Origin of the sequence: Paenibacillus chungangensis, assembly GCF_042675905.1 — a bacterium.
GTDB classification, from domain to species: domain Bacteria; phylum Bacillota; class Bacilli; order Paenibacillales; family Paenibacillaceae; genus Pristimantibacillus; species Pristimantibacillus chungangensis.
Genome location: NZ_JBHTJZ010000024.1, coordinates 213,051 through 224,075 on the forward strand (window position 1 = coordinate 213,051; position 11,025 = coordinate 224,075).

At 51.8% G+C, this 11,025-nt stretch carries 12 protein-coding genes; all 12 read left to right on the forward strand.

Annotated elements, in window-relative coordinates; all coding sequences use genetic code 11:
• The first annotated feature begins 20 nt into the window (after window positions 1–20).
• Window positions 21–1,214, forward strand: coding sequence for a class I SAM-dependent methyltransferase (locus ACFQ2I_RS15865; RefSeq protein WP_377565750.1), 1,194 nt, complete (start codon window positions 21–23; stop codon window positions 1,212–1,214).
• Between the two features lie 111 nt (window positions 1,215–1,325).
• The gene (locus tag ACFQ2I_RS15870; RefSeq protein WP_377566037.1) at window positions 1,326–3,008 is read left to right on the forward strand and encodes a histidine kinase N-terminal 7TM domain-containing diguanylate cyclase; all 1,683 of its coding nucleotides are present in this window, start codon (window positions 1,326–1,328) and stop codon (window positions 3,006–3,008) included.
• A 75-nt stretch (window positions 3,009–3,083) separates the two neighbouring features.
• Window positions 3,084–4,166, forward strand: coding sequence for an HD-GYP domain-containing protein (locus tag ACFQ2I_RS15875; RefSeq protein ID WP_377565753.1), 1,083 nt, complete (start codon window positions 3,084–3,086; stop codon window positions 4,164–4,166).
• A gap of 138 nt (window positions 4,167–4,304) precedes the next feature.
• Entirely contained in the window at window positions 4,305–5,393 is a 1,089-nt protein-coding gene (thiL, locus tag ACFQ2I_RS15880) for a thiamine-phosphate kinase (protein WP_377565756.1), read from the forward strand.
• 5 nt (window positions 5,394–5,398) lie between these two features.
• Complete coding sequence (tsaE, locus tag ACFQ2I_RS15885) at window positions 5,399–5,890, forward strand: tRNA (adenosine(37)-N6)-threonylcarbamoyltransferase complex ATPase subunit type 1 TsaE (RefSeq protein WP_377565759.1); 492 nt, start codon at window positions 5,399–5,401, stop codon at window positions 5,888–5,890.
• Window positions 5,887–6,693 carry a tRNA (adenosine(37)-N6)-threonylcarbamoyltransferase complex dimerization subunit type 1 TsaB gene (tsaB, locus tag ACFQ2I_RS15890; RefSeq protein ID WP_377565762.1) on the forward strand — a complete coding sequence of 269 codons (807 nt, stop codon included), beginning with the start codon at window positions 5,887–5,889 and terminating at the stop codon, window positions 6,691–6,693. The genes tsaE and tsaB overlap by 4 nt, the downstream gene beginning before the upstream one ends.
• Window positions 6,694–7,185, forward strand: a complete 492-nt coding sequence (gene rimI, locus ACFQ2I_RS15895; protein ID WP_377565765.1) for a ribosomal protein S18-alanine N-acetyltransferase — start codon at window positions 6,694–6,696, stop codon at window positions 7,183–7,185.
• Window positions 7,182–8,243 (forward strand): tRNA (adenosine(37)-N6)-threonylcarbamoyltransferase complex transferase subunit TsaD, encoded by a 1,062-nt coding sequence (tsaD, locus tag ACFQ2I_RS15900; protein WP_377565767.1) that lies wholly within the window; start codon window positions 7,182–7,184, stop codon window positions 8,241–8,243. The genes rimI and tsaD overlap by 4 nt, the downstream gene beginning before the upstream one ends.
• A 614-nt stretch (window positions 8,244–8,857) precedes the next feature.
• Entirely contained in the window at window positions 8,858–9,604 is a 747-nt protein-coding gene (locus tag ACFQ2I_RS15905; RefSeq protein WP_377565770.1) for an ABC transporter ATP-binding protein, read from the forward strand.
• Window positions 9,591–9,764 carry a hypothetical protein gene (locus ACFQ2I_RS15910; RefSeq protein WP_377565772.1) on the forward strand — a complete coding sequence of 58 codons (174 nt, stop codon included), beginning with the start codon at window positions 9,591–9,593 and terminating at the stop codon, window positions 9,762–9,764. The genes ACFQ2I_RS15905 and ACFQ2I_RS15910 overlap by 14 nt, the downstream gene beginning before the upstream one ends.
• A 35-nt stretch (window positions 9,765–9,799) precedes the next feature.
• Window positions 9,800–10,759, forward strand: a complete 960-nt coding sequence (locus ACFQ2I_RS15915) for a polyprenyl synthetase family protein (protein ID WP_377565774.1) — start codon at window positions 9,800–9,802, stop codon at window positions 10,757–10,759.
• Window positions 10,760–10,851: 92 nt separating this feature from the next.
• On the forward strand, window positions 10,852–11,022 hold the full coding sequence (gene comX / locus ACFQ2I_RS15920; RefSeq protein ID WP_377565776.1) for a competence pheromone ComX: 171 nt from the start codon (window positions 10,852–10,854) through the stop codon (window positions 11,020–11,022).
• The last annotated feature ends 3 nt before the right edge of the window (window positions 11,023–11,025 follow it).

Consider the following 11,025-nt stretch of genomic DNA (forward strand, 5'->3'; position numbering starts at 1 on the left):
AATAGAAGGAGTGAGCGCATATGCAGGAAGCGTGGCAGCAGGACATTATCAATTGGATGAGAGAGGGATTGCTGCAGGGAGCGACTCTGAGTGGATTGCGTCGCAAGGATAATGAATTGCCGGCCCGAGTCGTCGTTAGACCTATCCTATTGAAGAGCGGGTCTCACTATCAGTTCGAATCGCACTTCGCCAAGAAAGTAACGCATAGGAATGTGGAGGCGGAGAGAGCGGGAGAGCAGTTGTTGGACGTGTTGCTGGGCGATTACAAGCAGGCGCTCCTGAAGACCGCTGAAGCGGATGTGCAGATTCTATTGAACAAGAAGGGGAGGGCTGCAATCCGCAGGTCGGCCCCTACCGGCAATGTCAACGCCAAAGCCGAAGATAGGCAGCACAATCGTCAGAAGCAAAGAGTTCTGAACGAGGGAGAAGCGGCACCTTTCCTTGTAGAGCTTGGAATTATGACGCCGGACGGGCGTGTGAAATCCCAAAAGCAGGATAAATATCGGCAAATCAATCGATTTCTGGAGATGGTCAGCGATGTGATGCATGCGCTTCCGCAAAATCGCACCGTTCAGATCGTGGATTTCGGCTGCGGTAAATCTTACCTTACCTTCGCCCTCTATCATCTGCTTAAAATCGTTCATGGATATGATGTCAATATCGTAGGTTTGGACCTGAAAGCGGATGTGATCAGTTTTTGTTCAGACTTGTCTGATAAGCTGGGATACGAGGGGCTTTCGTTCCAGGTAGGCGATATTGCGGAGTACGAGGAGACGCGGAGGGCTGACATGGTCGTGACGCTGCACGCATGCGATACCGCGACGGATGCGGCGCTTGTGAAGGCCATTCATTGGGGGGCCTCCGTCATTATGTCTGTTCCTTGCTGTCAGCATGAGCTGTTCAGGCAGGTTCGGAACGACACGCTGGCGCCTATATTGTCGCAGGGACTTCTTAAGGAGCGATTTGCCGCGATTGCTACTGACGCTGCCCGAGGAAGCTTGCTTGAAGTGCTAGGCTATAAGGTGCAGATGTTGGAGTTCGTCGATCCAGAGCATACGCCAAAAAATTTGCTAATCAGAGCGGTGAAGGGTGAGAATAAAGAACGATCCCGGCAAAAATGGGAAGAGTATAAACGCTTTAAGAACTTTCTTCAGGTGTCTCCTGCAATGGAGAGAGCGTTAGCGGAGAAGTGGCCGGAGAAGTGGACAGAGTGAGCGGGGAAATGCTGGCCATTCTTGCAATTTCGCTAATTGTCGTTGTCGGTAACATTTGATACAATGGAAGAAGATGGCTAATAAACGAAGTGGTGAACCTTATTGGATTGGATGATATGGCTCGATTTGGCGATATTCCTGGGTTTATTGGGCTTGCTGCTGTACATATATATTACAAGCGCCGTCACGGTTTTGCACCGCATCTATTTGCTGTTGCATGTGTTATTCATGTTATGGCCGTTGTTTCAATTCGCCGCACAAACTGCGGACGGACCTCAGTTTAAGTTATTTTATCTATCCGCATCCTATGTTGCGCTGTCATTACTGGGTTTGGGCTGGTTTGTGTTTATTCTGTTTTTGACGGCCAGATCCTATTTCATCATCAGGAAGAGCGTGTTGTTTTTATTATCGTTGCCAGCCCTTTTGTCGGTTCTGATGATTGTATGGAATCACAATCATCACTTTCTGGACGTGTACGAGACGTTGGAATCCGGCATTCAGCAGGAGCATGGCCCTTTGTTCTGGATTATGGTGGGTCAGCTGACGCTGTATATGTCCGTGTCCATCATTATATTGCTCTACAAGCTGAAGAACGGAGAAGCGTCCTCCAAGCACCGCGACATGATCTGGACTGCGTTCAACAGCGTGTTTCTGCTGTCTTTCTCCGCAGTGCTTGACTTTGCGTTGAACATCCTGCTCATCGGTTATATCGGCCGATTCATTCCCGTTATATCGATTGGGCTTATGCTGACTGCCCTCTATATCGTCCATGCCATTATTCGCAGCAAGGTGTTCGATATTATTCAGATTGCCCAGCAGGATGTCATGAACACGATGTCGACGGGCATTATCGTGTTGGATGAGAACAACCGAATCATTGAAGTGAACAAGGCAATCAAGCATATATTCCGCTTCCACTTCGGAGACATGTTCAATCCAGCCATGCTGAGCGGACAGTTCAAGGGAGAGACGAAGCGTGAATTCCAGCGTATCTTCGATGAGATGGAAGCCCATCCGCTGGAGCGTCTGGAGTTCGAGATTATGCTGAAGGTGGAGGCGGAGCGGCATATTATTATGCAGTCGGCCCCCATACTGGACAGGAAGAAGAAGATGCTGGGGAGGGTGCTCACCTTCCAGGATGTTACCGAATTGCGTCGGCTCGTCGTGGCGACCAATCAACAGAACATACAGCTCCAAGATCAGAATACGGAGCTGCTCAACATGCAGGATAAGCTGTATCAGGCGAACAAGCAGCTCGAGCAGATGGCGGTTACGGACAGCTTGACAGGCTGCTTCAATAGAAGGTACTTGCTGGAACAGCTGGAGAAGGAAGTGGTGGATAATATTCGTTACGGCATCCCGTTCTCGCTCTTCATATTCGATCTGGACTACTTCAAGACGGTGAATGACAAGTACGGTCATCTGGCAGGCGACGAAGTGCTATGTAGTACGGTGGATACGGTCCGCAGCGTGCTCAGGCTGACCGATGTGTTAGCCAGACTGGGAGGGGAGGAGTTCGCGGTCTATCTTCCCCATACGAATCGAGAGCAAGCGGAGATAATTGCGGAGCGGGTGAAGAACGCTGTCGAGCATAATCGGATTAGTTCAGATCAGTGTGATTCCGATATTTCGATTACGATCAGCATGGGCGTCGTGTCGATAGACCGATTTCATGAGGATTGCTTGTTCGATTCCAAGCGGTTTCTGAGAGGCTTGATGGCCCAGGCTGATGCGGCCTTATATGAGGCCAAATATAACGGCCGCAATTGCGTGGTGAAGCGAAAGCTGGCATAATGTCTTGCCTGCACTTTTCATGGCTGATAAGATAGAACTAGTCAATCTGGGAAGTGCAAGGGCGGGAGCAAGCTAATGAGAAGAGTACACCTTGGAATGGTCAAGCCTGGCGACAAGGTAGCAAAGCCCGTTTTTCAAGAGAATGGCAACGTTCTGCTTGGCGAAGGGGTAGAGTTGAATGACCGCTATATCGAGCGGTTACGCAATTTGGGCATTGATTTTTTGTTTATTGAAGATGGACTTACCGACGATATAGAACCTGAGGATGCTATTCGGGAAGAGACCAGACGGCAGGCGGTTACGACGATCTACAATACGATGAATTCTATTAAAGAAGACTTCGGCGACAAAGGAAGAACGATTGCTCCGGATATGGGACGTAACTTTCGGAATTTATTCGGCAGCATTATGCAGGACCTGGCGACTAGGCCTAATATGTTGGTCAATCTGTCCAGCATACATTCCATGGACGCCTATCTGTTCCAGCATTCCTTCAACGTGGCGGTGCTGGCCGGAATCATGGGCATTGCGAAGGGGCTGAACCGCATACAGCTTGAAGAGCTAGGCGTGGGTGCGTTGTTGTTCGATATCGGGATGACCCGCATGCCGCAGAAGCTGTTAACGAGCAATGGCCGTTATACGCCGGAGGAGCAGAAGCTGCTGCATTCGCATCCGAAGGAAGGCTTTGATATTTTGCGCAAGTATCATGACATATCTATTGTATCGGCCCACTGTGCGCTTCAGCATCATGAGCGGTTCAACGGCTTCGGTTATCCGCGCGGACTGAAGAAGGACGAAATTCATCTCTACGGGCAGATTGTTGGGCTGGCGGATATGTACGACGCCCTCGTCTCGCCTCGACCCCACCGCAAGCGTTACACAACAAGCGAAGCGGTGGAGTTTCTGTTTGCTGCGGGAGGCACTTTTTTTGATCTGGAGCTTATCAAGCTGTTCTGCAGCCACATATCTGTCTATCCTGTATCCACTACGCTGCTCTTGAATACGGGACAGACAGTTGTCGTAACCGAGAACAACCCGCTTGCTGTACACCGCCCTCGAGTTCGGGTTATTAAGGAAGCGGACGGTACGGAATTGAAGTCTCCATACGAGTTGGAATTGAAGGACGAGCTGCATATTACGATTGTGAAAGAGCTGTGAACGTCTATCCTGCCTCTTCCGGGCTGCCTAATTGCAGCGGAGGAGGTTTTTTTGCTGCAGCTTTGAATCCGACAACGATTGGGTTACAATGTAGGAATGAATCTGGTATAAGTACGGGATGGTCTGGGGGAGCATGTCGTGGACGAGTTCACAAGTATTGCATACTGGACAAGCGGCAGGCAGCCGTTGGAGTGGCAGCGCGAGCGAGGTGTAGAGCAGGGCATCGGGGACGATGCAGCGGTGATCACGCTGCCCGCCGTTACTTGCGGCCTGACTGCCGATGCACATATGGTACTCGCCGTAGATACGATGGTGGAACACGTGCACTTCAATTCTATCACGATGGCCGATGAAGATATTGGCTACAAGGCGCTTGCTTGCAATGTAAGCGATATAGCGGCAATGGGGGCTATTCCTCTGCATGCTCTTGTCGCGATCAGCGTGCCGAAGTCATATGACGTAGACCGCATCCGCCGTCTGTATGACGGCATATACGCATGCGCGGATAAGTATGGCGTGGCAATTATCGGAGGCGATACGACGTCCGCGCCGAGTCATCTGACGATAAGCGTGACCGTAACGGGAGCTGTGGAAGCGGGCCGGGCGCTGAAGCGGTCCGGAGCGCGGCCCGGCGATGCCTTGTTCGTGACGGGACCGATCGGCATGTCGGCGGCCGGTCTGCACCTGCTGCAGCATGCCGGCGAAGCGGAGCAATCGGGGTATTCCCGATTAATTGCCGCGCATCAGCGGCCGGCGCCGTCCGTCAGAGCGGGCAGGCTGCTGCTTCAGAGTGGCGCATGCACGTCATTGAATGATAGTAGCGACGGACTGGCCAGTGAAGTGTGGGAGATTGCGGAAGCTTCGGGTGTGCGATTGCTAATCGACGAGCAAGCCTTGCCGAAGAGCGGCAGCATGGCAGCTTATGCTGCGCGAGCAGGCGTTCCTCCGCTGGATTGGATGCTGTATGGGGGCGAGGACTACATTCTGACTGGGACCGTGACGGGGGAGGATGCGGCGGAAGTGCGTGAAGCCTTTCTTCGGGAAGGCCTTCCGTTCTATGTCATTGGTCAGGTCAAGACGGGCGATCCCGGGGTGGAGCTGCTCTTGAGCGATGAAGGATTCGGACAGTCTCAGCATTCGGGTGCAGCAAGAGGTGGACGCGGCTCGCGGAGGACAATTCTGATCGAGAAGCGGGGATATAATCATTTTTCTACAGTGAACGGGTGAATGCAATGGAATGGACTAACGGTGAATTGTTATGGATAGCGCAATCGCAGGAAGATACGACACGGCTTGCAAGGAAGCTGGCGGATCTGGTAGTGCCTGGAACGGTCATTGCGCTTGACGGCGATCTGGGAGCGGGGAAGACGACCTGGTCGCAAGCGTTCGCAGCGGCGATCGGCGTTCGGGAAGTAGTGAACAGTCCTACTTTCACAATTATTAAAGAGTACGAGGGGGAGAAGCTTCCCTTCTATCATATGGATGTATACAGACTGTCCCAGGAAGAAGCCGACGAGCTTGGACTGGATGAGTATTTCTTCGGCGATGGCGTGACGGTAGTGGAATGGGCCAGTCTGATCGACGATCTCCTGCCGCCTCGGCGGCTGGTGATCTCTATCCAGCATGCCGGAGACGGATCAAGAGAATTCCGGATCAAGGGATATGGCGCTCCCTATGCAGAATGGTGCCAGATGCTGAATGAGATAGGGGAGTCGGAAGGATGAGAGGAATTGTCGCAGGGACGGTCATTGCATTGGATACTTCGACGGCGGCTATGGCAGGAGCGGTCATATGCGATGGAGTAGTGAAGAGCGAGGTGCAGGCGGTGGCGGAGCGGAATCACTCCGTGCATGTCATATCTCATATGAAGTCGTTGCTGGAGCAAGCTGCGGTAGGACGGGAGCAACTGGACGGCATTGTCGTCGGACAGGGACCTGGCTCGTATACCGGGGTAAGAATTGCCGTGACGGCTGCGAAGACGTTGGGATGGGCATGGGACAAGCCGGTTGTGGCCGTATCGAGCCTTGAATCGTTAGGGTATGGAGCGCTGCATCAATGCAAGGCGCAATACGGCGCAGAAGCCGGGGAGTACTGGATCATCCCCATTATGGATGGCAGGAGAGGACAAGTGTACAGGGGCGGCTTCCGCTGGAGCGGAGAAGCCGGCGGCAATTGGACGCGCTGGGCTGAGGATGGCATTGTTCTGATGAAGGATTGGGTGAATACGCTGCTGAGTATGCTGTCGCAGCGGTTCTCCGAAGATGCGGACGGGCCGTTGCTTGTTGTCACAGGCGATGTGTCGCAGCATGAAGCGGAAGTAGAGCGGCTGAGCGTGAAGGCGGCTGAGATCGGTGTCCACACTCGTGTTCTCCCTTACGTCATGGAAGGGCGATATCTCGCTCAGCTTGGGCTGAAAGCGCTGAACGAAGGGGCAGGCAAGGCTGCCCATGAGATCTTGCCTAATTATACACAGCTTACGGAGGCGGAAGTGAAGCTGAAGGCGAAGCAGGCGGGTGAGCGGTCGTAAATGAACGAGCAAGCAGACCAGCTGATGTATCGAGCAATGACGGTACATGATATTCCCGCCATTCTCGCGATTGAAGAAGAAGCGTTCACAATACCGTGGTCAGAGGAAGCATTCCGCAATGAACTAATGAATAACATGTTCGCACGTTATGTTGTGATGGAGTATCGGAATGAACTGATCGGGTATGGAGGCATGTGGATTATTGTCGATGAAGCCCATATTACCAATGTTGCGATACGCGGCGATTGCCGTGGGATGGGACTCGGCTCTCGGCTGCTGGAGCGGCTGCGCGCAACGGCGGTGGAGTACGGCGCAGTGCGAATGACGCTCGAGGTGCGCGTCTCGAACGAGCATGCGCAGAGGCTGTATCGGAAGCAAGGCTTCCAGCCGAGCGGCATTAGGAAAGGCTACTATTCCGATAATAACGAAGATGCGCTCATTATGTGGGCAGAGCTACCGAGTGATCGACGGAGCAAGGAGGAGCACCAATGAAGGGCAGCAGTGCAGCAATAAAGGAGCGGGGACGGCAAGGGCGATCCTTAATTCTGGCGATAGAGACCAGCTGCGACGAGACTTCGGCCGCGGTTGTGGAAGACGGTGCGATTGTGCGATCGAACGTCGTCTCCAGTCAGATCGACGTGCATGAACGATTCGGGGGCGTCGTTCCGGAGATTGCCTCCCGCAAGCATGTAGAATCCATTACTCGCATTATGGAACAGGCGATAGAGAAGTCCGGTTACCGGATGAAGGATCTCGACGCGATCGCAGTCACACAAGGGCCTGGACTGGTCGGCGCGCTTCTAGTCGGCATTGTGGCGGCGAAGACGCTCGCGCTTGCGCTGGATATCCCGCTGATCGGGACGCATCATATCGCGGGACATATATATGCGAACAGGCTGCAGCAGGAGTTATCGTATCCCGCTATGGCGCTTGTCGTATCGGGCGGGCATACAGAGCTCGTGCTGATGCGCAGCGAGGGCAGATTCGAAGTGATTGGCAGGACGAGAGACGATGCGGCAGGGGAAGCGTATGACAAAGTGGCCAGAGCATTGAAGCTACCTTATCCCGGAGGGCCTCATATCGATAAGCTTGCAGCAGAAGCGGATGAGGCAGTTGCGCTGCCACGGGCCTGGCTGGAAGCGGATAGCTACGATTTCAGCTTCAGCGGCTTGAAGTCTGCGGTGCTGTCCGCGATCAACCAGGCGAGAATGAAGGGACAGACGCTCGATGAACGCTCACTTGCAAGAGGCTTCCAGGAGTCGGTTATCGACGTGCTCGTAACGAAAGCGCTGCGCGCCGTTAAGCAGTATGAGGCGAAGGAGTTGCTGCTGTGCGGCGGCGTTGCGGCCAATCGGGGGCTGCGTGAAGTGCTGACGGCCAGCTGCGAGGCGGAAGGGGTACGGCTATGTATTCCGCCTCACACCTTGTGCACGGACAATGCGGCCATGATCGGGGCAGCCGCTTATCTGAAGCAGAAGCGCGGTCTGTACTCCGATCTGGATATGAAGGCCGACCCCGGCTTGTCGCTTGAGAAGTGGTCGGTAGAGTAAGAACAGGGTTGTTCCTTCATGCAGTTCACTGCGTGAAGGAACAGCCCTTTCTGTCTAGATATCGTCAGATATCGCCAGTTTCGAAGCTGTCGGGCATGTAATCACGGTTTGAGATATGAGCCAATGAGGAGTCGTAAGCGATGTGATCGTGGTTGCAGAGCAGGTTGTAAGCGGATTTGCAGGCGATGGACGATTGACAATTCGACATTGTGCACAAAGTTATCCACATATCCTCAACATTATGTGCATAGATTTGTGAATCCTTTGTAAAAAGCGGGTTTATTAAAGGAACAAGCTGTATTGCAAATGGGGATATTTTTTTCACATTGGTTCTGTGGATAATGTGGATAAAGTGGATAAATATATAGTCAAATTATGGTGTAGATGATGAAAAAGCAAAAATTAGATGGTGGCGCATGAGCGGAGTCGTCAATTATCGACAGAATTAACTAACAATTTATTCACGGGTGTGGATATCTCTGTGTATAACATTGTATGCGAGTTCTGAGATTCACGCAAAAGCAGTTGCGTGAATTACAAATCATCTTTTCGGTGAAATGAGACAGGCTATGAGCTATCGTAGACATATACTAGTATATGTCGGAGGTACCGGAATGGATGAGCAAGCTGTTATTCAGGTAAATGCAGTCAGCAAATGCTATGGCGAGAATAAAGCGATTAAGTCTGTATCCTTTCAGGTGAAGCGTGGGGAATTGTTCGGGCTTATAGGCAGGCACGGTTCCGGGAAGTCAACACTGCTGGAGCTGCTGATGGGACACCGCTTGCCGGACGAAGGCACCATTAAGGTGCTTGGCGTCGATGTGAAGGGCGGCAACTCGGCATTGAAAGAGAATATAAGCATATTCATGCAGAGCACCTCCCTGGTGGACAAGTTGACGGTGCGAGAAGCGCTGCATAAATTCCAGAGCTTCTTCCATCAAGACTTGAAGACAGAAGGGGTGATTGAGCAGTTTGGTTTGTCTGCTTACGCCGACAAGGAAGTGAAGCGGCTGTCCGGCGGCTTGCGTCAGAAAGCAATGCTTGCTATAGCCGTCTCCAATGATCCCCAGGTCGTATTTCTGGATGAACCGACAACGGGGCTGGATGCCGCAGCGAAGCAGGAATATTGGAAGATGCTGTCCGCGTTAAAAATGCAGGGTAAGACGATTATTATCAATTCACACGATATGAGCGAGATCTATTCCCATTGCGATCGCGTAGGCGTTATGCGCACGGGGCAACTGGTCGCTTGCAATAAGCCTAGGCAGCTAATCGATGAGCTCCCATACGGTGGCATGACGATGGAAGCAGTCTATATGCATTACGCCATCCATGAGGTGGAGGGGGGTGTCGAAGTTTAATCATTTACATCATGAGGAACCGCGCAGCAATCACTCCTGTCAGCATAAGCAGTTGCTGGCGAAGAGAATGGAGATGATTGCACTGATCCTTAATTGGAAGAGAGAAGGGGGGCATCAACGCGAGAAAGAAGATAAGGATGTTTCTTCACCTAAAACATAGTATACTGGTAAAAAGTAACTTTTGGAGGAAGGCAAGTGGAGAATAGCTATGAACGCATAGGTCAATGCATGAAGGATCTTGTGAATCAGTGGTTCGTAGCGGAACCGCTGGCTCGCCATGCTATCCTGTTCATCGAGGACAAGCTCCGCGAGAGGAATATTTTTGGGGAGTTGACGTTATTCCATTATCATATGTTTAATGGAATTTCAGGTGACATATACCAGGCGGCGGCCGCAGTAGAGCTGTTTATCCTTGCGTCGGATATGCTGGACGATCTACAGGATGGAGACGCCCCCTTCAAGCCTTGGATGCAGGCTCCTCAGCCAATTGCGATTCATGTCGCCTCATCCATCATTACTTTGTCCCAGCAGGCGTTGATGGATAGTGTGACGAACAGAAGCGACAGCGAAGCGCTGGTCCGTATGATGAATAGTCAACTGCTGCAGGCGGCTAACGGTCAGATGCTGGATCTGATGAATGAAATACATACCGAAGAAGCTTACCTGGATATGGTCAGGATGAAGTCGGCCTCGCTATTCGTATTTGCCTGTATGGCTGGCGTCATGGTAGCCGGGTATCCTTGGCATGATACGGTGGCGGAATATGCAGCGGAACTGGGAATTTCCGCGCAAATCAAAAACGACGTCCGAGACATTTTGAAATGGGACGAAAAAAATGATTTTCTGCAGAGGAAACGAAACCTGTTGCTCTTATATATGATGGAAGAGAGAAGCGATGAGTTCGAGTGGATCTCCGACTACTACGAAGGACAATTAACCGTGGCGGATGTGTCACATCGCAAGGAGATGTTCCTGCAAGCCTGCGAACAATCCGGCGCAATTCTATATGGTTCCGTTATAGGACGCAAGCATTATAACCGCTGTCTCGAGCTCGTGGGCACTTTCCCCCAAGGAAAGGCATGGCAGGAGCGGCTATCCCTTATGTTAAACGGTTATTCGGCGAATGCTCCCACCACGCAAAAGTCATTTCGGTAAATACCAATCACTTTTGCGTTCCTTGAGAAACTATTAACTGATATAGTAGAAATGTACTAGATGGCAAAAAAGTATGAAGAGGAGGACTTCTAATGTTAAAAGAAACAATTCGACAATTGGCAAGCAACAAAGAGAAAATGTCCTTGGTTATGGGGGGGCAACTTCAGCTTGCGGGAGTTTCTGCAGAGGAACAAAAGGCATTGCTTAGCGAACTGAACAAGAAGGACAACGGCGTTAGCCGCTACGATTACGGTTGGAACTAAGCT

What these genes read in the sequence shown, in the direction of transcription:
- ACFQ2I_RS15865 (WP_377565750.1), top strand. Translation starts at nt 21, where the DNA reads ATGCAGGAAGCGTGGCAGCAGGACATTATCAATTGGATGAGAGAGGGA.
- ACFQ2I_RS15870 (WP_377566037.1), top strand. Translation starts at nt 1,326, where the DNA reads ATGATATGGCTCGATTTGGCGATATTCCTGGGTTTATTGGGCTTGCTG.
- ACFQ2I_RS15875 (WP_377565753.1), top strand. Translation starts at nt 3,084, where the DNA reads ATGAGAAGAGTACACCTTGGAATGGTCAAGCCTGGCGACAAGGTAGCA.
- tsaE (WP_377565759.1), top strand. Translation starts at nt 5,399, where the DNA reads ATGGAATGGACTAACGGTGAATTGTTATGGATAGCGCAATCGCAGGAA.
- tsaB (WP_377565762.1), top strand. Translation starts at nt 5,887, where the DNA reads ATGAGAGGAATTGTCGCAGGGACGGTCATTGCATTGGATACTTCGACG.
- rimI (WP_377565765.1), top strand. Translation starts at nt 6,694, where the DNA reads ATGAACGAGCAAGCAGACCAGCTGATGTATCGAGCAATGACGGTACAT.
- tsaD (WP_377565767.1), top strand. Translation starts at nt 7,182, where the DNA reads ATGAAGGGCAGCAGTGCAGCAATAAAGGAGCGGGGACGGCAAGGGCGA.
- ACFQ2I_RS15905 (WP_377565770.1), top strand. Translation starts at nt 8,858, where the DNA reads ATGGATGAGCAAGCTGTTATTCAGGTAAATGCAGTCAGCAAATGCTAT.
- comX (WP_377565776.1), top strand. Translation starts at nt 10,852, where the DNA reads ATGTTAAAAGAAACAATTCGACAATTGGCAAGCAACAAAGAGAAAATG.